Annotated in this window: 18 protein-coding genes and 1 pseudogene; 16 read left to right on the top strand and 3 right to left on the bottom strand. The window is 65.3% G+C overall.

The window, feature by feature from the left end; all coding sequences use genetic code 11:
* From EWE75_RS19980 to cobA, 9 genes and pseudogenes are all read left to right on the top strand, one after another.
* Positions 1–105: pseudogene (locus EWE75_RS19980) on the top strand (IS5/IS1182 family transposase); the annotation flags it as partial.
* Positions 106–506: 401 nt separating this feature from the next.
* Positions 507–1,085 (top strand): ANTAR domain-containing response regulator, encoded by a 579-nt coding sequence (locus tag EWE75_RS19975; protein WP_130159865.1) that lies wholly within the window; start codon positions 507–509, stop codon positions 1,083–1,085.
* Positions 1,082–2,299, top strand: coding sequence for an ABC transporter substrate-binding protein (locus tag EWE75_RS19970; RefSeq protein WP_130159864.1), 1,218 nt, complete (start codon positions 1,082–1,084; stop codon positions 2,297–2,299). The genes EWE75_RS19975 and EWE75_RS19970 overlap by 4 nt, the downstream gene beginning before the upstream one ends.
* Positions 2,300–2,506: 207 nt before the next feature.
* Positions 2,507–3,760 carry a nitrate/nitrite transporter gene (locus EWE75_RS19965; RefSeq protein WP_231708475.1) on the top strand — a complete coding sequence of 418 codons (1,254 nt, stop codon included), beginning with the start codon at positions 2,507–2,509 and terminating at the stop codon, positions 3,758–3,760.
* Positions 3,760–4,977: an alginate export family protein gene (locus tag EWE75_RS19960; RefSeq protein WP_130159863.1), complete on the top strand. Its 1,218-nt coding sequence runs from the start codon at positions 3,760–3,762 to the stop codon at positions 4,975–4,977. Before EWE75_RS19965 ends, EWE75_RS19960 begins: the two co-directional genes overlap by 1 nt.
* The gene (nirB, locus tag EWE75_RS19955; protein ID WP_282432718.1) at positions 4,974–7,433 is read left to right on the top strand and encodes a nitrite reductase large subunit NirB; all 2,460 of its coding nucleotides are present in this window, start codon (positions 4,974–4,976) and stop codon (positions 7,431–7,433) included. The genes EWE75_RS19960 and nirB overlap by 4 nt, the downstream gene beginning before the upstream one ends.
* On the top strand, positions 7,430–7,777 hold the full coding sequence (nirD, locus tag EWE75_RS19950) for a nitrite reductase small subunit NirD (RefSeq protein WP_206364825.1): 348 nt from the start codon (positions 7,430–7,432) through the stop codon (positions 7,775–7,777). Before nirB ends, nirD begins: the two co-directional genes overlap by 4 nt.
* Positions 7,778–7,884: 107 nt before the next feature.
* Positions 7,885–10,455, top strand: a complete 2,571-nt coding sequence (locus EWE75_RS19940) for a nitrate reductase (protein WP_130159866.1) — start codon at positions 7,885–7,887, stop codon at positions 10,453–10,455.
* The gene (cobA, locus tag EWE75_RS19935) at positions 10,448–11,227 is read left to right on the top strand and encodes a uroporphyrinogen-III C-methyltransferase (RefSeq protein ID WP_130159861.1); all 780 of its coding nucleotides are present in this window, start codon (positions 10,448–10,450) and stop codon (positions 11,225–11,227) included. The genes EWE75_RS19940 and cobA overlap by 8 nt, the downstream gene beginning before the upstream one ends.
* A gap of 510 nt (positions 11,228–11,737) precedes the next feature.
* On the opposite strand, the gene EWE75_RS19930 is transcribed toward cobA, so the two are convergent.
* Together EWE75_RS19930 and EWE75_RS19925 are read right to left on the bottom strand one after the other, a co-directional pair.
* Entirely contained in the window at positions 11,738–12,724 is a 987-nt protein-coding gene (locus EWE75_RS19930; RefSeq protein WP_231708473.1) for an alpha/beta hydrolase, read from the bottom strand.
* Between the two features lie 74 nt (positions 12,725–12,798).
* Positions 12,799–13,650 carry a GDSL-type esterase/lipase family protein gene (locus EWE75_RS19925; protein ID WP_130159859.1) on the bottom strand — a complete coding sequence of 284 codons (852 nt, stop codon included), beginning with the start codon at positions 13,648–13,650 and terminating at the stop codon, positions 12,799–12,801.
* A gap of 181 nt (positions 13,651–13,831) precedes the next feature.
* Here EWE75_RS19925 and EWE75_RS19920 point away from each other — a divergent pair, with 181 nt between their 5' ends.
* The 3 genes from EWE75_RS19920 to EWE75_RS19910 all read left to right on the top strand — a co-directional run bounded on the left by EWE75_RS19920 (position 13,832) and on the right by EWE75_RS19910 (position 18,707).
* A complete protein-coding gene (locus EWE75_RS19920) occupies positions 13,832–15,019 on the top strand; it encodes a TetR family transcriptional regulator (protein WP_130159858.1) in 1,188 nt (395 codons plus the stop codon).
* A 132-nt stretch (positions 15,020–15,151) separates the two neighbouring features.
* Positions 15,152–17,440, top strand: coding sequence for a TonB-dependent receptor (locus EWE75_RS19915; protein WP_130159857.1), 2,289 nt, complete (start codon positions 15,152–15,154; stop codon positions 17,438–17,440).
* Positions 17,441–17,504: 64 nt separating this feature from the next.
* A complete protein-coding gene (locus EWE75_RS19910; protein WP_130159856.1) occupies positions 17,505–18,707 on the top strand; it encodes a Ca2+-dependent phosphoinositide-specific phospholipase C in 1,203 nt (400 codons plus the stop codon).
* Here EWE75_RS19910 and EWE75_RS19905 read toward each other — a convergent pair.
* Positions 18,638–19,942, bottom strand: coding sequence for an MFS transporter (locus tag EWE75_RS19905; RefSeq protein ID WP_130159855.1), 1,305 nt, complete (start codon positions 19,940–19,942; stop codon positions 18,638–18,640). The genes EWE75_RS19910 and EWE75_RS19905 overlap by 70 nt on opposite strands.
* Before the next feature lie 480 nt (positions 19,943–20,422).
* On the opposite strand from EWE75_RS19905, the gene EWE75_RS19900 reads away from it, so the two are divergent.
* The 4 genes from EWE75_RS19900 (at position 20,423) to EWE75_RS19885 (ending at position 23,725) form a co-directional block, all read left to right on the top strand.
* Positions 20,423–21,703: a DEAD/DEAH box helicase gene (locus EWE75_RS19900; protein WP_130159854.1), complete on the top strand. Its 1,281-nt coding sequence runs from the start codon at positions 20,423–20,425 to the stop codon at positions 21,701–21,703.
* Positions 21,704–21,714: 11 nt separating this feature from the next.
* Positions 21,715–22,047, top strand: coding sequence for a hypothetical protein (locus EWE75_RS19895; protein ID WP_130159853.1), 333 nt, complete (start codon positions 21,715–21,717; stop codon positions 22,045–22,047).
* Positions 22,048–22,204: 157 nt separating this feature from the next.
* Complete coding sequence (locus EWE75_RS19890; protein WP_130159852.1) at positions 22,205–22,807, top strand: TetR/AcrR family transcriptional regulator; 603 nt, start codon at positions 22,205–22,207, stop codon at positions 22,805–22,807.
* Positions 22,808–22,942: 135 nt separating this feature from the next.
* Positions 22,943–23,725, top strand: coding sequence for an SDR family oxidoreductase (locus EWE75_RS19885; RefSeq protein WP_130159851.1), 783 nt, complete (start codon positions 22,943–22,945; stop codon positions 23,723–23,725).
* Positions 23,726–23,893 lie beyond the last annotated feature (168 nt).

Raw genomic sequence — 23,893 nt, 5'->3', positions numbered from 1 at the left:
GCCAAACTCAAGCAGTTCCGACGGGTGGCAACCCGATACGACAAGCTGCTCGCCAACTTCATGGGCTTCGTCAAACTCGCAGCCATCGCTATATGGCTGAGATAGTTAAATCGTCACCACGCCCTAGATTGGGCCGCCGATCTTCTCGCTGGTTTCGAGCGTGATACAACCAGCATCGGGCAATGAAATCACCGCATGACAGCCCACGTTGGGCGTCGAACAGATTGTGCCAATGGTAATAACTGGGACTTTTCGGACATTCCTGCCGCAAGGGCTGAACGACGGCCTTCGACCGAAGCCGACGTTCGCGATTTTGGCGTGCAACGGCATTAAGCGGGCAAGACCGGCCGATTAGGGCCTGACCGATTTCGGATCGACTATCGGTAAAAGCACGATCCTTTGGGTGGGTTGCGATAGTAGACCTCGTTCGAGGGTAGCCGCCCGCATCTGTGGTTGGACGAAGCGGCGTCTCGCGGGTAAGCCTCTGCCCGAGCGAGGAACGGAATGTGCGGATCGCGATTGTCGATGAAAGCCCCGCGCGCGCTGCGGTGATCGAAGAGGGCCTGCGCGAAGCCGGCATGCGCGACGTGACGGTGTTCGTCGATCGCAAGGGCATCGCCGCGCGGCTCGAGGCGATGTCGCCGGATGTCGTGCTGATAAATCTCGCCAATCCGCATCGTGACGAACTGGAAGAACTGTTTGCGCTCTCGCGGGCGATGGCCAGGCCGGTGGCGATGTTCGTCGACCAGAGCGACAGCGCGGCGATGGAGGCGGCGATCGACGCCGGCGTTTCGGCGTATGTCGTCGACGGGATGAAGAAGGAACGGATCAAGCCGGTCCTCGAACTGGCCGTCCGGCGCTTCCGCGCGTTTTCGCGGCTGCGCGCCGAACTCGACGAGGCACGAACGGCGCTGGCCGAGCGCGACGTGGTCGATCAGGCCAAGCGCCTGTTGATGAAACGCCGGGGCATCGACGAGCCCGCCGCCTACGCCGCTTTGCGCAAGGCGGCGATGGATAGCGGGCGTCGGATCTCCGACGTCGCCGATGCGCTGGTCACGGCCGACCGGCTGATGGGGGATCTATGAGCAACACGCCGTTCCGCGTCGGCTTCCTGCCGCTGGTCGACGCCGCGCTGCCGATCCTTGCGTGCGAATTCGGCTTCGCCGAGGAAGAGGGCATCGACCTGACGCTGGTGCGCGACATGAGTTGGGCGACCGTCAACGATCGCTTGCTTTATGGCCACAGCGACGCCGCGCACTTGCTCGCGCCCCTGGCGATCGCGACGACGCTCGGGCTGGGACGCCCGGCGATGCCGCTGTCGGTGCCGTTCGTGCTCGGGCTGAACGGCAACGCCGTGACCGTGCGCGGCGATCTCGCGGCACGGATCACCACCGTCGGCCGGCCGAGCGATGTCGCCGCGATCGGGCTGCGGCTCGCCGGGGCCGCGCGGGAGGCGCGCGACGCGGGTAAGCCGCTGCGCCTAGGCGTGGTGCATCGCTATTCAAGCCACAATTACATGCTGCGCTATTGGCTGATCGGCAGCGGCATTGATCCCGACCGCGATGTCGAGATCGTCACGGTAGCGCCGCCGTTCGCCGCCGATGCGCTGGCCGAGGGCGAGGTCGATGGCATTTGCGTCGGCGAGCCGTGGAACAGCGTGGCGGTCGACCGTGGCGCGGGCGTTATCGTCGCGGTCACCTCGCAAATCTGGCTGCGCGGCGTCGAGAAGGTGCTGGCAATGCGTACCGAGCGTATGGTCGAGCATATCGAGACCACACACGGATTGCTGCGCGCGCTGTACCGCGCCGGACAGGCGTTCGTCGATCCGGCACGAGGCGACGAGATCGCTCGCGTTCTGGCGCGGCCCGAATATCTCGACGGCTCGGCCGATCTGATCCGCCACGCCATTTCCGATCGCATCGTGTTCGCGCGCGGCTCCGACGCCGTGCATGTGCCCGATTTCATGTTCCAGCACCGCGAGGCGGCGAACTTCCCCTGGATCAGCCAGGCGGCGTGGCTCTACGCGCAGATGTGCCTCGCACGGCATGTCACGCCGGACGATGCGGCGTACCAGACGGCGCAGCGCGTGTTCCGGCCGGACGTGTACCGCGCGGCGCTGCGGCCGCTTGGCGTGCCCTTGCCGGGGGCGAGTTCCAAGCTGGAGGGCGGCATCATCGACGGGCTGGGCGTGGGCACGACACAGGGCCGCCTGATCCTCGGCGCGGATCGGTTCTTCGATGCGCGCAGCTTCGATCCAGAAGCGCTCGACGCCTATCTCGCCGGCTTTGGCGACGGATGATTTCGCTGCGCTGCAAAAAATCCCTTGCGCTCGATGTGATTCGCAGGCATTTTTGTTTCCATCGACTGGCGGCTGCAACGGAGTAGCCCCGCGATATCACCGAATTTGGCAAAGTCGCCGCTGCGTCCCGCATCATTGCGGGCGTCGCGGCGGCTTTTTTGCGTTTGCTCGAAGGGGATCGAGACGATGACGCAGGTTCAGATGACGATGGCTGCCGGAGCGCCGGGGGCGCGCGCCGCAACCGCAACCAAGGATACGTCCGCCTTCTGGAACGCCGGCCACCGGCCGACGCTGATCGCCGCGTTCCTCTATTTCGATCTCGCCTTCATGGTCTGGGTACTGCTCGGTCCGCTCGCGCCGATCATCTCGAAGGATCTTGGCCTCACCCCGGCGCAAAAGGGATTCATGGTCGCGGTGCCGACGCTGGCGGGCGCGATCCTACGTCTGGTCAACGGCCTGCTGGTCGATCGGATCGGCCCAAAACGCACCGGCGCGATCGGTCAGGTGATCGTGATCGCCGGGCTGTCGTTCGCGTGGTTCTTCGGCGTCAACAGCTACGAGGGCACGCTCGCGGTCGGCGTGGTGCTCGGCTTTGCCGGCGCGAGCTTCGCGGTGGCGCTGCCGCTTGCCTCGCGCTGGTATCCGCCCGAGCATCAGGGCAAGGCGATGGGCATTGCCGGCATGGGCAATTCGGGCACGGTGCTCGCATCGCTGTTCGCGCCGCTGCTGGCCAAGGCGTTCGGGTGGAACGCGGTGCTGGGCCTTGCCGTGATCCCGCTCGCGATTGTGTTCGTGGTCTATCTCGTGATGGCCAAGGATTCGCCGAGCCAGCCCGCGCCCAAGCCGGTCACCGCCTATCTCACCGTTCTGAAGCATCAGGATGCCTGGTGGTTCATGCTGTTCTACGGCGTGACGTTCGGGGGATTCGTCGGCCTGTCGTCGAGCCTCTCGATCTATTTCACCGACAGTTTCGGGCTGACCCCGGTGATCGCGGGCTATTGCACCGCCGCTTGCGTGTTCGCCGGGTCGCTGGTGCGGCCGATCGGCGGCGCGGTCGCCGACACAATCGGCGGCATCCGCACGCTGACCTTCGTCTATGCGCTCGCCGCCGCCACGCTGGTCGCGATCAGCCTGGGCACGACCTCGCTGCCGCTCGCGCTCGCCTTGTTCCTGCTGGTGATGGGAACGCTCGGCTTCGGCAACGGTGCGGTCTTCCAACTCGTGCCGCAGCGGTTCGGCGCGGAAATCGGCATCATGACCGGGCTGGTCGGTTTCGGTGGTGGCGTCGGCGGCTTCTACCTCGCCTCCTCGCTTGGTCTCGCCAAGCAGTTGACCGGCACGCCGCAGGCGGGCTTCCTGATCTTTGCGGTCCTGGCGCTGGTCGCGCTCGGCGGGCTGACGGTGGTGAAGAGCCGCTGGCGCGCGACCTGGGGCACCGGCGCGAACGGGGCGCGGGTTTGATGCGCGCGCTTCCGCTGCTCGCGCTGGGCGGGCTGCTCGCGACACCCGCGCTGGCCGATCCGATCGATCTCAAGCCGCTGATCGACGCGCGCCTGCGCTACGAGCATGTCGAGCAGGCGCCGTTGGCTAAGGATGCCGAAGCCTTCACTGCGCGCATCCGCGCCGGGTTCGAAGCGAAGAGCGGCGACTTCGCGCTGCTCGCCGAGAGCGAGGCCACGCTGGCGATCGACCCCGCCTACAACAGCGGCGTCAACGGCAAGGCGGCCTACCCGCTGGTCGGCGACCCACAGAATGTCGAACTCAACCGGCTGCAACTGCAATATCGCGGCTTCTCCAAAACGGTCGTGACGGTCGGCCGCCAGCGGATCAACCTCGACGACCAGCGCTTCGTCGGCTCGGTCGCGTGGCGCGACAACGAACAGACCTTCGACGCGGCACGGATCGAATGGTCGGGCATCAAGGGCCTGAAGGCGGACTTCACCTATGCCGACACCGTCCGCACGATCTGGGGTGTCGATGGCGGCGACCGATACGGCCCGACGAGGCTCGGCGAGATCGGCGGCGACAACGTGTTTGGCAATCTTGCCTACACCACGAAGATCGGCACCCTCACCAGCTTCGCCTATCTGGTCGATCAGGACGAGCGGCTGGTGTTCGCCAACAGCAGCCAGACCTACGGCGGCAGGTTCGCGGGCGCCTTGCCGGTGAGCAAGGCCGTCAAGCTGACCTACGCGGCGAGCTATGCGACGCAGAGCGACTATCACCGCAACCCCAACCGCTACCGCGCCGATTATTATCTTGGCGAACTGGGCCTCTCGGTGAAGGCGTTCACGTTGGGCGCCGGGTACGAGGTGCTTGGCGCCGACCGAGGCGTCGTCGTCACCAGTTTCCAAACCCCGCTTGCCACGCTGCACAAGTTCAACGGCTGGGCCGACAAGTTCCTCGTCACCCCGCCCGATGGTCTGCGCGATCTGTACGGCTCGACCGGCTATGGATGGAAGAAAGTTGCGGGTCTCGACGCGATCGGGCTGACCGCCGTCTACCACCGCTTCTCGAGCGACCGGCTTGAACGCCGCTACGGCGATGAAATCGACCTGCAGGCGAGCGCGAAGCGCGGCCGCTACACCGCGCTCGTCAAATACGCCGATTACCATGCCCACGGCTTCGCGACCGATACCAGCAAGCTGTGGCTCTCGCTCGAATGGAGCCTCTCGTGACCGATCTGAAACCCCACCTCATCGTCATCGGCAACGGCATGGCCGGGTGCCGCGCGGTTGAGGAAATCCTCGCCCGCGACGCATCGCGCTACCGCATCACCATCTTCGGCGCCGAGCCGCGAGTGAACTACAACCGCATCATGCTCTCGCCCCTGCTCGCGGGAGACAAGAGTTTCGATGATATCGTCATCAACGATCTCGCCTGGTATGCCGACAATGCGATCGAACTCGTGGCGGGCGATCCGGTGGTGGCGATCGACCGCAGGATCAGGACGGTTACGGCACGCTCGGGTCGTACTGAAAGTTACGACAAGCTGATCCTCGCCACCGGCTCCGATCCGTTCATCATCCCGGTGCCGGGCCGCGACCTCGACGGGGTGGTGACGTTCCGCGACATGGACGATGTCGGCGCGATGCTGCGCGCGGCGGACGCCGGCGGGGATGCCGTCGTGATCGGCGGCGGTCTACTCGGGCTGGAGGCCGCGCACGGCCTCGCCCTGCGCGGCATGAAGGTGACGGTGCTGCACATCATGCCGACGCTGATGGAGCGCCAGCTCGACGAGGCTGCGGCATGGCTGCTCAAGAGCGAACTGGAACGGCGCGGCCAGACCATCCTGACCGGCGCCGACACCGCCGAAATCTACGGCCACGGCAAGGTCGAGGGCGTGCGCCTGAAGGACGGGCGGGAGATACCCGGGTCGATCGTGGTGATGGCGGTCGGCATCCGGCCCAATTTGACGCTCGCGCGCAACGCTGGCCTCGCGATCGGGCGCGGCATCCATGTCGACGATCATCTGGTGACGTCGGACGCGGATATTCTCGCGGTCGGCGAATGCGTCGAGCATAACGGGCTGGTCTACGGCCTCGTCGCGCCCTTGTGGGACATGTGCCGCAGCCTTGCCGACGGGCTCGTCGCGTCGCCGTCGGGCTACACCGGCTCGGTCACTTCGACCAAGCTCAAGGTGTCGGGTATCGACGTGTTCTCGGCGGGCGATTTCTCGGGCGGCGAGGGTTGCGAGGATATCGTCCTGCGCGACGCCGCGCGCGGCGTGTACAAGCGCGTGATCGTCAAGGGCGACCGGCTGATCGGCGCGGTGCTGTATGGCGATACGCAGGACGGCAACTGGTATTTCGACCTGCTCAGGAAGCAGGAGGACGTCGCCGAAATCCGCGACGCGCTGATCTTCGGCCAGGCCTTCGCCGCTGGCGGGGGCGCCGACGCAAACCCTAACGCCGCCGTTGCAGCGCTCCCCGCCGATGCTGAAATCTGCGGCTGCAACGGCGTGTCCAAGGGTAAGGTGGTGGCGGCGATCGAAACCGGCGCCTGCACGCTCGACGCGGTGCGTGCCTGCACCAAGGCATCCGCGTCGTGCGGCTCCTGCACCGGGCTTGTCGAAGGGTTGCTGGCGGTCACGCTCGGCGCGGCGTTCGAAGGCGAGCGCGCCGCGCCGACCGTCTGCAAATGCACCAGCTTCACCCACGAGGACGTCCGCCGGCTGATCCTCGACAAGCAGTTGAAGGCGATTCCGCAGGTGATGCAGGAACTGCACTGGACGACGCCTGACGGCTGCTCGTCGTGCCGGCCCGCGCTCAATTACTATCTGCTGTGCGCGTGGCCGGGCGAGTTCATCGACGACAACCAGTCGCGCTTCGTCAACGAAAGGCTGCACGCCAACATCCAGAAAGACGGCACCTATTCGGTCGTACCGCGCATGTGGGGCGGCGTGACCAATCCGAAAGAACTGCGCGCGATCGCCGACGTCGCCGAGAAATACGAGGCGCGCATGCTGAAGGTGACGGGCGGGCAACGGCTCGACATCTTCGGAATCAAGAAGGAGGATCTGCCCGCCGTCTGGGCGGATCTGAATGCCGCCGGCATGGTCAGCGGCCATGCCTATGCCAAGGCGTTGCGCACGGTGAAGACCTGCGTCGGCTCCGAATGGTGCCGTTTCGGCACGCAGGATTCGACAGGTCTCGGCATCCGCATCGAGCAGATGACCTGGGGCAGCTTCATGCCGCACAAGTTCAAGATCGCCGTGTCGGGCTGCCCGCGCAACTGCGCGGAGGCGAGCATCAAGGACATCGGCGTGATCTGCGTCGACAGCGGCTACGAAATCTCGATCGGCGGCAATGGCGGCATCAAGCTGCGCGGCACCGATTTTCTGTGCAAGGTCGCGACCGAACAGGAGGCGCTCGACTATTGCGCCGCCTTCATCCAGCTGTACCGCGAAGAAGCCCGCTACCTCGACCGCACCGCGCCTTGGGTCGAGCGCGTCGGACTGGACTATATCCGTAAGCGGATCGTCGATGACACGACCGGGCGCGAGGCATTGCGCGCACGCTTCCTCTATTCGCAAAGCTTCATGCAGGATGATCCCTGGGCGAAGCGTGCGGCCGGCGAAGATTACAAACTCCATCAACATCTTGCCGAGATCCGGCCTTTGGTGACCGCATGACGCTGCACGGTGAATGGCTCGATATCGGGCCGGTCGATCAACTCCCCGCGCTGGGTGCCCGCACGCTGCCGGTGCGTGGCGGGCGCGAGATAGCCATCTTTCATACCGCCAATGGCGAGGTCTATGCGCTCGCCAACCAATGCCCGCACAAGGCCGGCCCGCTCAGCCAGGGGATCGTCCACGATACGACCGTGACGTGCCCGCTGCACAATTGGCGGATCTCGCTCGTCACCGGCGAGGCGCTGGGCGAGGACACAGGCTGCGTGCCGGTGATCCCGGTCAAGATCGACGGCGGTCGGATTCTGATCGGCCGCGACGCAGCACTCGCCGGGGTGATAGCGTGACATCTCCCCTCCCGCTCGCGGGAGGGGTCGGGGGAGGCCCTGTCGGGGCACTCTCCGGCCCCGATCGGGCATGCCCTCCCCTAGCCCCTCCCGCGAGCGGGAGGGGAATTCGGACCACCTGTCCGTATTGCGGGGTCGGCTGCGGCGTACTCGCCACGCCGACCGCCGCACGGAGCGCGACGATCAAGGGCGATCCCGACCATCCCGCCAATTTCGGCAGACTGTGTTCGAAGGGGACGCATCTGGGCGAGACGATCGGGCTGGACGGCCGCTTGCTCGCCCCCATGATCGGCGCGAAGGCGGTGGGGTGGGACGAAGCGCTCGACCGCGTCGCCAGCCGTTTCGCCGCGACGATCGCCGAGCACGGCCCCGACAGCGTCGCCTTCTACGCCTCGGGGCAGATGCTGACCGAAGATTATTATGTCGCCAACAAGCTGATGAAGGGGTTCATCGGCACCGGCAATATCGACACCAATTCGCGGCTGTGCATGTCGAGCGCGGTGGCGGCGCACATCCGCGCGTTCGGCGAAGATGTCGTGCCGTGCAGCTACGACGCTCTCGATGCCGCCGACCTGATCATACTGGTCGGATCGAACACGGCATGGTGCCATCCGGTGATCTGGCAGCGGATCGAGGCGGCACGCAAGGCGCGCGGCACCAAGCTGGTGGTGATCGACCCGCGCCGCACCGAAACGGCGGACTGCGCCGACCTCCACCTCGCCATCGCGCCCGATACCGACGTCGCGCTGTTCAACGGCCTGCTGCTGGAGATGCGGGGGACATGGCGGCTCGACGGGCGCTTCCTCGCCGAGCGGGTCGAGGTGCCCGAGGGTTTCTGGAAAGACCTGCCGCGCGTCGACGTCGCCAGGACGTGTGGCATTGCCGCCGAGGACGTGCAGGCTTTCTACGATCTGTTCGCCGAGCACCCCCGCACCGTCACGCTGTTCAGCCAGGGCGTGAACCAGTCGACGAGCGGCACCGACAAGGGCAATGCGATCATCAACCTCCACCTCGCGACGGGCCGGATCGGCAAGCTCGGCGCGGGGCCGTTCAGCATCACCGGCCAGCCCAATGCGATGGGCGGGCGCGAAGTTGGGGGCCTTGCCTCGACGCTGGCCGCGCACATGGGGTTTTCGGATATCGAGCGAGGCCGTGCGCAGCGCTTCTGGCGGTCGCCGACGATCTGCCCCGGCCCCGGCCTCAAGGCGGTCGACATGTTCGAGGCGATGGCCAGGGGCAAGATCAAGGCGGTGTGGATCATGGCCACCAATCCGGCGGTGTCGATGCCCGACGCGCGCATGGCTCGCGTCGCGCTCGCCAATTGCCCGTTCGTCGTCGTGTCGGACTGTATCGCCAACACCGATACCGCCGTCTACGCGCAGGTGAAGTTGCCCGCGCTCGCCTGGGGCGAGAAGCACGGCACCGTGACCAATTCCGAACGCCGCATCTCGCGCCAGCGCGGGTTCATGGCGGCACCAGGCGAAGCGCGCGCCGACTGGTGGGCGATCGCGGAGGTGGCGAAGCGCATGGGCTTCGACGGGTTCGACTATGCCGGCCCTGCCGATATCTTTCGCGAGTTCGCCGCTCAGACCGGGTTCGAGAACGATGGCGCGCGCCTGCTCGATCTGTCGGCGCATGCCGCGATCGACGACGCCGGTTACGACGGGATGGCGCCCTTCCAATGGGGTGGCGCGTCGCCGTTCGAACATCGTCCGTTCACGACCGCGAACGGCAAGGCGCGGATGATCGCGGTTCGCCATACGCCGCGCGACGATGCGACCCGTGCGCTGCCGCTGCGCCTCAACACCGGCCGCTACCGCGACCAATGGCATACGATGACCCGCACCGGCCTGTCCCCGACGCTCTCGCAACACCGCCGCGAGCCGCTGGTCGAGGTTCACCCCGAAACCGCCCAATCCTACGGCCTTGTCGAAGGCGGACTGGCGCGCGTCGCCACCGAGCACGGCAGCAGCGTGTACCGTGTCGCCGTAACCCCGGCGCAGCGCCGCCGCGACCTGTTCGTGCCGATCCACTGGACCGACCGAACCAGCAGCGGCGGCCGTACCGGGCTGTTGCCCTCGACCCTGCGTGATCCGCATTCCGGCCAGCCCGGTTTCAAGAATACGCCCGCGACCATCACGCCCTACAAGCCGGAATGGTCGGGCTTCCTCATCACCCGCGAGCGCCCGTCCGCGCCCGACTGCGCGTATTGGACCGTCGTCCGAACCGCGCACGGCTGGCTGACCGAGATCGCGGGGCGCGGCGACGCGACCGTGGTGACCGCACTCTTGCCGATGGGAGAGCGCGCCGAGATGATCGATGTGCGGCGCGGCGTCATCCGCGCGGCGGTGACGGTCGGCGGCGCGTTGCACGCTGCGCTCTTCGTTTCGCGCGGGCCGGGTCTGCCGCCGCGTGACTGGCTTGTCGCACAGCTCGGCGCGGACGATCCTTCCGTCACCGAACTGCTCGCCGGACGCGCGGCGACCCCCGCACCGGATCGCGGGCCGATCGTCTGCGTGTGCTTCGATGTCGGCATGAAGACGATCCTTGCCGCGATTACCGAGCGCGCGCTGGTCAGCGTCGAAGCCGTCGGCGCGGCGATCAACGCCGGCACCAATTGCGGCTCCTGCCGCCCCGCCATCGCCAAGCTGTTGCCCAAGGAGCTTTCCCATGCCTGATGCGATTGCCCCCGGAGAGGTGTGGCTGGTCGGCGCGGGGCCGGGCGATCCCGACCTGCTGACGCGCAAGGCCGAGCGCCTGATCCTGGCGGCCGACATCGTGTTCCATGACGCGCTGGTCGGTCCGGGCGTGCTCGATCTGATCCCCGCTCACGTCCAGGCCGTGTCGGTCGGCAAACGATCCGGCCGGCATTCGAAATCGCAATCCACGATCGACGCATTGCTCGTCGCGGCAGCGCTGGACGGCAAGCGCGTGGTGCGCCTTAAGGGCGGCGACCCCTCGATCTTCGGTCGCTCGACCGAGGAGATCGCGGCGCTCACAGCACACGGTATTCGCGCACGCATCTGTCCTGGAATCACCTCGGCAAGCGCGGCAGCCGCGAGCGCCGGCGTCTCGCTAACGGTGCGCGGCTCTGCGCGCCACGTCCGCTTCGTCACGGCGCACGCCCGCGCTGGCGAAGTACTCGATCTCGACTGGGCCGCGCTCGCCGATCCCGCCGGCACGCTGGCGTTCTACATGGGGCGAACGGCGGGACCGGAGATCTGCCGGCAGTTGATCGCGCACGGGCTCGATCCCGCCACCCCGGCGCTGGTCGCAGCGGATGTCAGCCTTCCCGGCGAGCGCCTGATCCATACGCAGCTCGCGCTGCTTCCGCTCGCCATCGACCGCGCAGCCGGCGCCGGGCCAGCGCTGATCCTGGTGGGCGAGGCGGTACGGGCACAGCCTTTGGTTGAAACCACGCAGATTGCCGAGGCGGTCGAGCGGTGCTGATCCCGTATTCGCCCGGCAATCAGCGGCGCAACCGTGTGGGCGGCGTCTTCGCCTGACCCGTCGCCACCGGTGCAGACTCCGGCGGCCACGCAGGGCTATACATGCAACCGTACGGCACCTTCCAGGATGCATTTTGCGGCTAAAAGGCGAGGATGGCGCGCGCCGCCGGCCGTCCCCCTTCTGCCAAACCGACCGGCCGCTTTTCCCAAGCCCAGACATTGAACGTCGCCATATTGTACGGCCGGCTTTGGTCGGGTACGGACCATCTTCACGCGGCCGATCTGGCTGTCCGTCAGCGTCACGCTCAGCCGCGCTATCGAGGAGTCGTTGCGCGCAGCCAGCTTCGCCGCTTGGTCGGCGATGTCGCGGCACGGACTTCGCACGACACCGCAAGGTCCCGAGTCGCCTCTGCCGATACGGTGGCGGCGGAAGCAGCGGTCGCCGGTCCGGGCCGGGGTCGGCTGGGATACCGCCGGCGCGACAGCCGATGCCGACGCGATCCGGGGAGGGTCAACCGGGCGACACTTGCCGTAATGTGGATCGCGCCCAACGCTCGAAGAGCTGCGGCCAGAGCTCGCTCGGCTGGTCGGCGCGACCGGTCCCGAAGGCGTGCTGTCCTTCCGCGAAGAAATGGCCCTCGCACACGATCTTGGTCGCCCTGAGTGCCGCATACATGGCCAGGCTGTTGTCGATCGACACGGTCGTGTCGTCGGCCGCATGGGCAAGGAAACACGGCGGCGTGGCGAGCGAGACGCGAAGGTTGGGTGATCGATGCGCCGCCTGCTCCGGCGACGGTGACGGGCCAAGCAGTTCGGTGCGTGAGCGCACATGGGCGAGCGGGCCGTCGGTCAGGATCACTGGGTAGATCAATCCGGCATAGGCCGGCCGCGCACTTTGCCGGTCGGCGCTATCGACGGGCTGATAGACCGGTTCGGCATGATCGACCGCCAGCGTGGCGGCGAGATGCCCGCCCGCCGAGAAACCGAGCACGCCGACGCGTTCGGGCGCGATGCCGAACGCGCGCGCGTGCGTGCGGATCAGCCGCATCGCGCGCTGCGCATCCTGCAGCGGCACGTTCGCGCGGTCCTGCCATCCCTCACCAGGCAAGCGGTAGCTGAGCACGAACACCGTCACGCCGAGCGCATTGAACACGCGCGCGACATCGACACCTTCGATCGCCGCCGACACGAAGACATAGGCGCCGCCGGGGCACACCAGCATCGCCTCGCCGGTGGGATTCGCCGGGCGGAAGACGTTCAGCGTCGGCATCGCCGTGCGCCGCAGGAAGGCGGCGGGCCACGCCCCGCCCGCCCAGCCTGTGGGCGTCACCGGCACCTCGAATCCGGCGATCCGACCCGGCGGAACATCCGGCCACAAGGGAATCACGTCGGCAGGCGGCCAGGCGTGTGACCATGCCGTGGGGTCAAGCGACGCGCTTCCCGCGCGGGCTTGCGCCTGCGGCGCCGTGACAGCGAACAGCGATGCGAGCGCCCCCACGCCAAACCTGCGCCGATCGGGACCGGCTGGTGGCGGAGTCTGCGTGTCCAGTGTGTTTCCTTGGGTCATGCCGCTCAGCGCCGCTCGGCTTCGGCCAGCGCGCGCAGGAAGAGTGCATCCATCGGCGCGTAGCCGGCGCGGGTCGGATGCACGCCATCGCTGGTGAGGTCGGGACGCAACCCGCCCTCGGCATCGGTCAGCGCTGCGTGATAATCGACGAAGACGAGTCCGTTGGCCCGCGCAAAATCGCGCAGCCAAGCGTTCCAGGCGCGGATGCGCGCCGCCGGCCGCACGTCCGGCCGCTGCGGAAAGGTGCGAGCGGGCAGGATGCTCGCGAGGATGACCTTGATGCTGTGCGCGCGAGAGAGATCGACCATCGCCCGGATCGCGTCGCGATATTGCGTGTCGCTGGTCGGGCCGGTGTTGCCGGCGATATCGTTGGTGCCGGCCATGATATGCACGACGCGCGGCCGCAGTGCGATTACGTCCTGATAGAAGCGCAACAGCATCTGCGGCGCGGTCTGGCCGCCGATGCCGCGATCGACGATGCCCGCCGCAAACAGCTTCGGGTCGCGCGCCTTCCAATTCTCGGTGATCGAATCGCCGAGCAGAACGACGCGCGGGCGCGGTTCGCGCAACGTGGCGCGGTTCTCGTCGCGATAGCGGCAGAGATAGGCCCAGTCGTTCGCCTGGAGCACCTGAACATAGGCGTGATAGACGGTGAGGTCTGCGGCCGAAGGTGGCGGTGGCGTGTCCGCCGCGTTCCGGTACGCGACCAGCGCGGCCGGCACCGGCGGACAGACATAGCCGCCATCGCCATCACCCTGCGGCGCTGCCCGGGCGGCGGTCGCGATGAGCAAGAGCAGCGGTGCCGCCAGCCAGCCACGCCGACGCGCGCGGCCGGTTCCATCGTCTCGACATCGCATCGCCATTCTCCCCCGCTCGATCGCGTGCGCCCGGTATAGCGCGCGCGGATGACCGCAACGTTACACATGTACGAAATTCTATGCGTCCGTTTTCCTAGGCAAGACGTGTCAAGCGTACTAGAATGCGAACCTATACGCGTCCGGGCTACCGGCGCCCTCCTCGAACGACGACGGACCCGTCATGCCGAAGCGCGCCGATACCGATCTTCCCTCCGTCCTCCATGCCGCGATGACGCTGGTCGCGGCGAACGGTCTCGGCGGGCTGAGCCTGCGGCCGCTCGCCGAGCAACTGGACACGACCGTCTCGGCCCTGTCGCACCGCTTCGGCCTCAAGGACACGCTGGTTGCGAGCTTGATTGCCGCCGCGCGCGCGGAGGACGGTGCGTTTCTCGATCGCTGGCTCGCCCGCATCCGCGCGCTCGACGTCCGCGATGGCGCGTTGCTCGGCGATCTGGTCGATGCCGTCGTTGGCGACATGGTCGGCGTCGCGGCACTGCGCACGCGCTTTTACTGCGAGTTGATCCAGGGCGCACCGTCGCATCCCGAGATCGCGGCTTCGCTCTCGACCTGGCGGGACCAGCGGTTGACGTTCTGGCGCGCGGTGGCGGCACCGCTCGGGCGGGCCGAGCTTGGCGACGTCCTCCACGCCTTCAGCACCGACGAGATCGCGCATGGTCTCGCGATCGGCGAGCTCGCCAGCTATCGCTGGCTGCGCCGGCTCAATCTCCAGCGCTTGTGCGGCGAATTGGTGAGGAGACCCGACTCGCCCGATCTATCGCAGTTCGCCGTGTTCCACGCCGCGCTCGGGGACGCGCTGGACGAGACTGGCCGCTACCGCACGCCGGCGATGAGCGAATGGCAGACCACGGCCGCGCGCCACATCTCCGCGCTGATCGTCGAGGAGGGGGCAGACGCGGTGACGCACCGAGCCGTCGCCTCGCGCGCCGGCTATGCCAATTCCACGCTCGCCTATCATTTCCCCCGTCAGGAGGATTTGCTGAAGGCCGGGATCAACGACATCATCGTCCGCGTCCAGGGGACCGTCGATGCGCAACGGATGAGCGACCCCGAGTATGAACTGAACAGCATCGAGATCGCGCGCGCTACCTTCGCCATCGCTCTGGTGGCGGCCCGCATCCCGAGCCTCAAGCCGTTCGCCGCCGATATGCGCCGCCGACGCGGCGAGAATTACCTCGTCCGCCTCAACCGGCTGGCCGAAGGCGAAGCGCCGTTCGATCTGCTCTCCGCGCAGGCGATCGCCATGACCGGCATCGGCCAGTTGCTGCTGGACGGCGTGCGCGGCCCTGCGGCCGAGACTTCTGCGTTTGCGCTGATCGACCGCCTCCAGGCCAATGCCTGCCTTGGCTGAATCCGTACAAATGTACGTTTCGGCACTTTCGCAAGCCGAAATATGAGAAGTATTTCGTACAACTGTCACGTAAGCGTCATTGGTCGCTGATAGCCGCCGCTGCGTCAGCCAACGAAACGGGGATTCGGACCAATGATATCAGCACGTCGCCTTCATCATCTGCTTCTGCTCGGTACTGCCGCCACCGGCACGCCGTTCGCACAAGCGTATGCTCAAGCCGCGCCCACGCCCGCGCCAGAAACGCAGGCCGCGCCGGACGAGGGGCTCGCCACCATCGTCGTCACCGCGCAGCGCCGCAGCGAAAGCCTGCAGGACGTGCCGGTCTCGATCACGTCGGTCAGCGGCAAGGCGCTGGAAAATTCCAATTTCCGCTCAGTGACCGACCTGCAATATGTCGTGCCCGGCGTTCAGTTCGATGCGACCAACGGCGCCGCCTTCCAGATCCGCGGTGTCGGCAGTACCTCTTTCGATTATTCCAACGAAAAGTCGGTCAGCCTCGTCGTCGATGACGTGGTGATGGATGCGCAACGCGACACCGGTCTCACCGGCCTGTCCGACATCCAGCAGATCGACGTGCTGATGGGGCCGCAAGGCACGCTGTTCGGCAAGAACGCTACGTCGGGCGTGATCTCGGTGACGACCGTAAAACCCGTGCTCGGCCAATTCTCGGCCAAGGGCAGCGCAAGCTACGGCCAGCGCGAGGATCGAAACGCCACGCTGACGCTCAACGTGCCGGTCGGCGATACGCTCGCGCTGCGCGTCTCGGGCTTCGATCAGGGGCAGGAGGGCTATGGCCGCTACACCACGCTCAATCAGCCGCTCAATGCGTTCAAGGAATATGGTTATCGTGCCAAGCTGCTGTTCCAGCCGAGCGACCGTATCGAACTGACCTATCTCAACGATTACGAGCATCACTGGGACAATTTCATCCGCACCTCGGTCTCGGGTGCGCTTCCGGCGGTGACGGCGCTGCAGATCGCCAATGGCGTGACGCCGGGGCCGGAGAATGACGACGACGCCGATTCCAAGATGGGCCGGACGCAGACCGCGACCTGGGGCCATTCGCTCCGCGCGCAGATCAAGATCGGGCGCGACACGCTGACCTCCATCACGGCCTATCGTGAGACGAAGTACATCGGCGATGCCCCGGCCAACCTTGTGCCCGCCGACAAGTTCGCCTTCCTGCCGTATAATCAGGGCACCATTCACACGCGCAAGATCAGCCAGGAACTGCGCTGGGCCTCGCCGACCGGCGGCTTCGTCGAATATCTCGGCGGGCTGTTCTACAATCGGCTGCGCAACGATTCGACTCAGTTGCAATGGGCGACGCTGGGTACGCCGCTGGTCTCGTCGGCCGGCGTGCCGCTGACCAAATTTTACACGTTGACCGGCGCGATCGGCGATCCCGGCAACGCCGCGCGGTTCAAGGCGACCAACACCAGCGAGGCTGCGTTCGGACAGCTCAAGTTCAACGTCACGCCGCGCGCCAGCCTCGCGTTCAGCGGGCGCTACACCCATGACGACAACAGCCAGGCCTATACGTTCTTCTGGATCGATCCGCTGCCGCTGACCGGCGTGAACGCGACGTTCACCCCGACCAGCGCCGCGCCGGTGCAGCCGTTCGGGGAAATCAAAAGCGACAATTTCTCGTACCGGATCGCGGGCCAGTACAAGCTCGACCGGCACGTCATGCTCTATGCGACCTGGTCGACCGGCTACAAGCCGGGCGGCCCGGGGTTCGTCGGCAACAATTACTCGCCCTATAAGGACGAGACGGTGAAGAGCATCGAGGCCGGCATCAAGACCGAGCTGTTCGACCGCCGCGTGCGCCTCAACTTCGATCTGTTCAGCTCGAAATTCACCAATTTCCAGACCTCGCTCGTCACCTTCGTACCGGGGAATCCGCTGGCCGTGGTGGCGATCGGCAATGCCGGCGGCCTCAGGAGCCGGGGCGCCGAGGCGACCTTCGCGTGGCGCGCGACCGACGCGCTGACGCTAAGCGGCGGGCTGACCTATACCGATGCGCGCTTCACCGATTACGCCTATAACGCGACCACCAATTACGCCGGCACCCGGCTGACCAACGCGCCCGAATGGCAGGGCAACATCAGCGCGACCTACGAACGCGAAATCGGCGGCAATCTGCGCGTTCGCGGCAATCTGGATTACGCGTATCGCAGCAAGGTCTGGACGGTGATCGGCCAGCCCGCGTATTCGGAAATCCCCGGCTACGGCATCGCCAACGGTCGCATCAGCCTGTCGCCAACGAACCGCGATTTCGAATTCGGCGTCTATGGCCGCAATCTGTTCGACACCTATTATTCCGCGGCCTTCCAGCAATATAGCACGCTGAGCCTGGTGCATTACATCGCCCGCGACGCGCATCGCACCGTCGGCGTCTTCGCCAAATTCGGCTTCTGAGTCCCCGCCAGTCCCGGCCGATCGCCGGGGCTGGTTGGCCTTCGTCTCGCTCAAGGAGCATCTTATGCCCCGATACTACGTTTCGCTCGCGGCGCTCGCCGCAGCCCTGATTGCCGCCAGCCCCGCTCCCAAACCGGAGGCGGCCGATCTCAATCCCGATCTCAAGATCAACGAGATCCAGGTGCTCGGCACCCACAACAGCTACGCCATGCCCGTCGACAAGCGGCTGTTGGCGATCGTCGATCCGATCCTCGGCCGGGTGACCACCGATCTGCCGAACACGCTGCCGCCGGCGCAGCGCGCGCTGTTCCGTGAAGAACATCCCAACGACGTCTCGATCAGCGACGGGCTGAGCTATCTGCACCCCGACCTTACCACGCAGTTGAACGAGGGAATGCGCAGCCTCGAAATCGACGTCAATCCAGATCCCGAGGGCGGCACGTTCGCTGACCCCGCCGGCTACCGTTTGCTGCGCGCACAAGGCGCGACCGGCCTGCTGCCGTTCAACGCGCGCGCGATGGCGGCGCCGGGCTACAAAGTGCTCCACATTCCCGACATCGACTTTCGCAGCCATTGCCAGCCGCTGAAGCAATGCCTCGCGCAGGTGCGCGACTGGTCGGACGCGCATCCCGGGCATGTGCCGCTGTTCCTGGTGCTGGAGGCGAAATCGTCCGATCTGCCGTTGCTGCCTGGCCCGACCCACACGGTGCCGTTCACCCCGGCGCTGTTCGATGCGCTCGACGCGGAGATCGTCGCGGTGCTCAGCCGCCGCCGCTTGATCACGCCCGACGACGTGCGCGGATCGCACTCGACGCTGAACGCGGCGATCCGCGCGGGTGGCTGGCCCAGCCTGCACGCCGCGCGCGGCAAGATCGTGATCCTGATGATCACCGCCAATGGCGAGGAATCGACGCGCGGCTATCTGGCCGGGCATCCCTCGCTGAAGGGGCGGATGGCGTTCCTGCGCGCCGAACCCGGCGAGGATCATGCCGCGTTCCTGATGTTCGACAATGCGCTGCTTCGGCAGGCGCAGATCCGCGACTATGTTCGGCAGGGCTATATCGTCCGCACCCGCTCCGACATCGAGGCCTATGAGGCCAAGACCAACGACCTGCGCCGCGCCAATGCCGCTTTCGCGAGCGGCGCGCAGATCGTCTCGACCGACTTCGAGCATCCCGGCAACGCCTTCGGGACGCGCTACGTCGTCCGGCTGCCGGGCGGCGGCGTGGCGCGCCGCAATCCGCTGTTGGAGATGCCGAAGCGGTAACCCGGCGCGATCGTCAGCAGGAAGACGAGACCGCCCACGGCGATGATCGCGGCCAGCGCCGCCATCGTCGTGGGCGTGCCCGCCTTGAACCCGTCGAGCAGAAACGCGAGCCCCACGCCGGACAGCCCTCCCGCCAGCTTGATCGTCGCGGTGAGCAGCGCGAAGCTGATCATGTCGGTCCGCACCCCGGTGCGAAGCGCGTGATTGCGGATCGCCGTGCCCATCTCGCGCCAGAACAGCGCCATCATGCCGCCGAAGCCCACGCCGTGGGCAAGACAAGCGGCAAGCGTGAGCAGGCCAGCGTGCGGAGCGGCCAGAAACACCATCCCCGCCAGCACTGCGAGCGCGGTGAAAGCCAGCGCAGGCCGCATCACCCCGCGATCCGGGCGCGGCAATCCCAGCGGCCCGATCACGCTGCCGAGCACCTGCGCGAACAGCAGCGCCGCGCCGGCGGGTTCGGCGGGTCCGCGCCCCTCGACGAACGGCACCAGCCGCATCGCCATCGCTTCGGGGCCGGCAAGCGCGGCGCCGGCGACGAGCAGCGTGGCCAGCCCCGTGGGCATCGAACGCCGTCGCTCAACGGCTGTGGCTGCCATCGGCAAAGCGCCTCGCCACCGCAGAAGCCAGCCGGCGCTGGCCGCGATCAGCGCTGCGACACCCCCCGCCGCGACGATCTCGCGGCCGCCCGCCGGTGCGGCGGCACCGACCAGCAGAAACGCCAGCCCCGCCACCGCAAGCCGCGCCATCCCGCTCAGCGCCTGCCGCAAGACCGCATAATGGTGCGCGTCGTCGGCATCTTGCGGCAACAACGATACCAGGGCGTTCTGCGAAACATCGTAAAAGGCGAAGAGGGTCCGGAACAGCGCCAGCGCGAGGACAAGAAACACGAACGCCGCTTCGCCGCCGTGCGCCGGGCGGAACACCACGAGCAGCGCCACCGCCGCCGCCAGCCCGGCGACGAACTGAATCGCCAGAATTCGGCCGAGATCGCCTTCCGCCCGGCGCATCAACCAGGCCGCACCGACGTCGGCGAGCGCGCCCTGCACCGCTGAGAGGAAGATGAGCAGCCCGGTATCGCTGGCGGAAAGCCCCAGCCGCACATTCGCATAATAGGCGAGCAGCAGATCGGTGAAGCTCCACGCGAGGCTCTTCGCGAAATGGCCGGCCCCATATGCCGATCGCAGCGCAATTCGTCCGGTGTGGGGATCGGTCCGGGCGCGTTCGGAAAATGCCATTGCGCCGATGGCATACGCCGACTTTAAGAAGGTTGTGCGACACGCATAAGAGAGGGTGTGGCAAGCGCGAATTCGATCGCCTGCCGCTCGTGACGGGTGACACTTTGTGCCCGCATTCCGGCGCGCGCGTGTCCCAATTTATCGCGCGAGAGAGTCGCCGTTCTCCCAAGGGGCTAGCGGCAGCTCTCGTCTCAAACGGACATCCAAGCTTGGACTGACAAACGCCCGACTCTGGTCGACATCTGCGGGAATTGTAGGCAGTCGGCACCGGAGCGCGAAAATTGGCCATTGAGTGGCAAGCAGACTTGGATCGACATTTGCTGGTTTTCTACACCGGCGGGATGAGCCGCTGGGCATAGAACGCTGCGCCCCGGTTTTCCACATTGACGCACTGCAGCATCGCACCTAACAGCGCGCGCATCGAATACGCTAAGCCCGATCAGGCGCGGCCTCGCCGAGCGCTGGAGGCGCCCTTCTACGATGAACCTGACTTTCGCCGATCTCTCGCTGGCGCCATCTTTGCTGCGGGCGCTAGCTGAGGAAGGCTATACCAGACCCACACCGATCCAGGCTCAATCCATCCCGATGCTGTTGCAGGGCCGCGACATGCTGGGCATGGCGCAGACCGGCACAGGCAAGACTGCGGCCTTCGCGCTGCCGCTGTTGCATCGCCTTGCTGCCGATCCCCGCCCCGCGCCCAAGGGCGGTGCCCGCGTCCTGGTTCTTGCGCCAACGCGCGAACTAGTGTCTCAGATCGCCGTCGGCTTCGAGAATTTCGGCCGCTATCTGAAGCCCAGCGTGACAACTATCTTCGGCGGCGTAAGCCAGTTCCATCAGGTCAATGTGCTCAAGGCGGGCGTCGATATCATCGTGGCGACGCCGGGTCGCTTGCTGGACCTGATCGAGCAGCGCCTTTGCGACTTGTCCGCACTTGAGGCGCTGGTGCTGGATGAGGCCGATCAAATGCTCGATATGGGCTTTGCCAAGCCGATCGAACGCATTGTCGCCGCTCTGCCCAAGGATCGGCACACATTGCTGTTTTCGGCAACGATGCCCAAATCTATAACTGCGCTGGCCGACAGTCTTTTGCGCAATCCGGCCAATGTCGAGATCGCCCCGCCATCGACCACCGTGGACCGGATCGAACAGTCCGTGATGTTCCTTGACGCCGCCAACAAGAAGGCGGCGCTCCTGGCGCTGTTGCAAACGCCGGAGATGGGCCAGGCCGTCGTCTTCACGCTACAAAAGAATATTGCCAACGAAGTCTGTGCCTTCATCAGCGAGGCGGGCATCACGGCCGAGGCCTTGCACGGCAACAAGTCCCAAGGTCAGCGGGAGCGCGCGCTCGACGCCTTCCGCGCCGGGGATGTCCAGGTCCTTGTGGCGACGGATATCGCGGCGCGCGGCATCGATGTCGACACGGTGACGCATGTCTTCAATCACGATCTGCCGAGCCTGCCGGAAAGTTATGTCCACCGGATCGGCCGCACCGGCCGTGCCGGGCGCAGCGGGTTTGCGATCACCCTGTGCGACGCCGAGCAGCGCGCCTGGTTGCATGACGTGGAGCGGACAATTGGTCGCACCCTGACGGTGAAGGACGATCATCATTGGCATTGCGAAGTGGCGCGACATTCGACCAAACGCGCGCCTGTGCTGGGCGGTGGGCCGGTCAAGCAGGTCAAACAGCCCAAAGAGCGCGTGCGCAAGGTCTGGACGGAGGAAGAAAAGCGCGCCGCGCGAGAGGCAGCAAAGGCCGCCTGAGCAGACGCTTCTTGGCGGTGAAGAGCGGTCAAGCCGATCGTCCTATTCCGACAAACGATCGGCATTTTCCGCTGAGATTAGCCAATGTGGGAGCGGTGTTCGAAGACCTGAACTCTTCGCGAGAAGCCTGTTCACTGCAAGGCGCTTCAATGGCAGCTATCCCAAATCGTGTGATCGAAACCTGCGGATCTGCACTTGGGACCGAAAAATCAGCCACCGAATATCTTGGATGGGTCAACTGGCGAATGGAAAGTCGTGGGACGAAGCAGTCATTCCGAGCGGAATCCGAAAGCGTCAGCTTTGAGCGTAAACTGCCGTTGGCTTGCCGGACCGACACCACATAACGGGTGTCGGCCATTCTGGTCCCGCAAGCAGCGGCGAAACTCCAAAAGGAAAGATCCTAACGCGACTTGCATCGCTCTCCTATGAATGTTACACAACGTAAGTTACATATTGTAGTTTTTACCGACTAGCCCGTCGGTCAGACATAAGGAAAAATCCGTGTCGACCAAATTACCTAGAGCAGACCGCCGCGCTCAGTTGCTGGAAGTTGCGCGGGATATCGTACGGGAGTTGGGGACTGATGCGCTCACCCTGGGCTCGCTTGCAGAGCGTGCAGGCGTTAGTCGGCCGATCACATACAGTCACTTCGAGACACGTGCTGGTTTATTTATCGCATTGTATAAGGACATCAGCGATCACCAGCTTCGTGATCTGGCGGATGCGGTTCATCAAACGCCCTCAAAACTTGAAGGCGTCGCGCGTGTAATTGCACAAGCCTATATCGACTGCCAGATCACCGTCGGACCGGAAGCCTATACTATCGCAGCTGCGCTTAAAGGCGACCCGGAAATGGATGCCTTCCAGCGGGAAGTGGTCACCAGCCATGTAGAGTTCTGCTGCAGGGTGCTTTCGCCACTATCTCCGCTGTCCGATGAAATTGTCAGGCGCAGATGTGCGGCAATTATTGGGTCGGTGGAGGCGCTTTCACAGGAATTGCTCCATGGCCTCGTAAAGAAAGAAGATACTGTGGACGACCTGTCGTCGCTTATATCAACGTGGCTCGACACGTCGCGCTACTCCAGAAATGATTTTAATAGGTAAGATATTTGGCGATCACTGATCGGCAGAAGCGCCGAAATGTAAGCACTGTGGCATTTCTGAACACTGGCCCAAAGTCGCTGCTTAAACGGCAAGGCCTGCCAACAACAGCCAGCAGAGCGCAGAAGGAAATAAATCATGGATATCGGCGTAAAAGGACGCAGGGCTATTGTGTGTGGAGGAAGCAAGGGAATAAGCCGCGCGGCTGCACGGCGGCTCTCACTCGAAGGTGCGAAAGTCGTTTTGGTTGCCCGAACGCCCGAAACACTGGCCGAAACAGCGCGTTCCATCATGGAAGAAAGCGGCGTCGCCGTGGAGTATTTCGCGACCGACCTGACGTTACCGAGCGGACGGGATGCATTGTTGGACGCATATCCCGCGACCGACATTCTGGTCGCCAACGCAGGTGTTCCGCAAACTTCCCTCCAATATAAGGATCTTACTCCTGATGTTTGGAACTGGTGGATGGAGGCGCATTTTCATTCCGCCATGGGGCTGATCTACGCTTACGCCCCAGGAATGTGCGAACGTGCTTTCGGTCGTATTGTGAATATCTCCGTGAGCTTTATCAAGTTTCCCCAGGTGAGCGTTGGCCATTCCCATGCGGCCAGACTCGCACTGGCCGGCGCAATCGCATCCCTGGTCAGGGAGATCGCGCCGCACAACGTCACCATCAACAGCGTGCTGCCAGGGCTCATCAATACGGATGCCTTGCATGAAGCCATTAGAGGCATGGCCGAGGAACGCGGCGTTTCGTTTGAGACGGTGGAAGCTGAATTGCGCTCCAGCAACGCTGCCAATCGTATCGCGGATCCCCAGGAAGCGGGCGATCTGATTGCCATGCTGTGCGCCAAGCAGATCGGATTCATGACAGGACAGAACATCGTTAGCGACGGCGGCGCCTATCAAGGGATTTTTTAATCTCTGGGTCGCGCGCAGGTGAACCTAAATACCCTCACCGATCCGGTTTCGCCTTCTTGGCCAGGTTGGCGGCGGAGTTCGGCGATCCAGCCTTTAAAACTTGGATGGACCGCATGCGCGGCGAAGTATCTCCCGTTTCACAGCCTAGGCATTTGAGCATCCTTTAAG

Origin of the sequence: Sphingomonas populi (assembly GCF_004208535.1) — a bacterium.
Lineage (GTDB): Bacteria > Pseudomonadota > Alphaproteobacteria > Sphingomonadales > Sphingomonadaceae > Sphingomonas > Sphingomonas populi.
Note: the sequence above shows the minus strand (reverse complement) of the source record. Positions and strands in the feature narration are given on the sequence as shown.

What these genes read in the sequence shown, in the direction of transcription:
- EWE75_RS19970 (WP_130159864.1), top strand. Translation starts at nt 1,082, where the DNA reads ATGAGCAACACGCCGTTCCGCGTCGGCTTCCTGCCGCTGGTCGACGCC.
- EWE75_RS19965 (WP_231708475.1), top strand. Translation starts at nt 2,507, where the DNA reads ATGGCTGCCGGAGCGCCGGGGGCGCGCGCCGCAACCGCAACCAAGGAT.
- EWE75_RS19960 (WP_130159863.1), top strand. Translation starts at nt 3,760, where the DNA reads ATGCGCGCGCTTCCGCTGCTCGCGCTGGGCGGGCTGCTCGCGACACCC.
- nirD (WP_206364825.1), top strand. Translation starts at nt 7,430, where the DNA reads ATGACGCTGCACGGTGAATGGCTCGATATCGGGCCGGTCGATCAACTC.
- cobA (WP_130159861.1), top strand. Translation starts at nt 10,448, where the DNA reads ATGCCTGATGCGATTGCCCCCGGAGAGGTGTGGCTGGTCGGCGCGGGG.
- EWE75_RS19925 (WP_130159859.1), bottom strand. Translation starts at nt 13,650, where the DNA reads ATGCGATGTCGAGACGATGGAACCGGCCGCGCGCGTCGGCGTGGCTGG.
- EWE75_RS19920 (WP_130159858.1), top strand. Translation starts at nt 13,832, where the DNA reads ATGCCGAAGCGCGCCGATACCGATCTTCCCTCCGTCCTCCATGCCGCG.
- EWE75_RS19915 (WP_130159857.1), top strand. Translation starts at nt 15,152, where the DNA reads ATGATATCAGCACGTCGCCTTCATCATCTGCTTCTGCTCGGTACTGCC.
- EWE75_RS19910 (WP_130159856.1), top strand. Translation starts at nt 17,505, where the DNA reads ATGCCCCGATACTACGTTTCGCTCGCGGCGCTCGCCGCAGCCCTGATT.
- EWE75_RS19905 (WP_130159855.1), bottom strand. Translation starts at nt 19,942, where the DNA reads ATGGCATTTTCCGAACGCGCCCGGACCGATCCCCACACCGGACGAATT.
- EWE75_RS19900 (WP_130159854.1), top strand. Translation starts at nt 20,423, where the DNA reads ATGAACCTGACTTTCGCCGATCTCTCGCTGGCGCCATCTTTGCTGCGG.
- EWE75_RS19885 (WP_130159851.1), top strand. Translation starts at nt 22,943, where the DNA reads ATGGATATCGGCGTAAAAGGACGCAGGGCTATTGTGTGTGGAGGAAGC.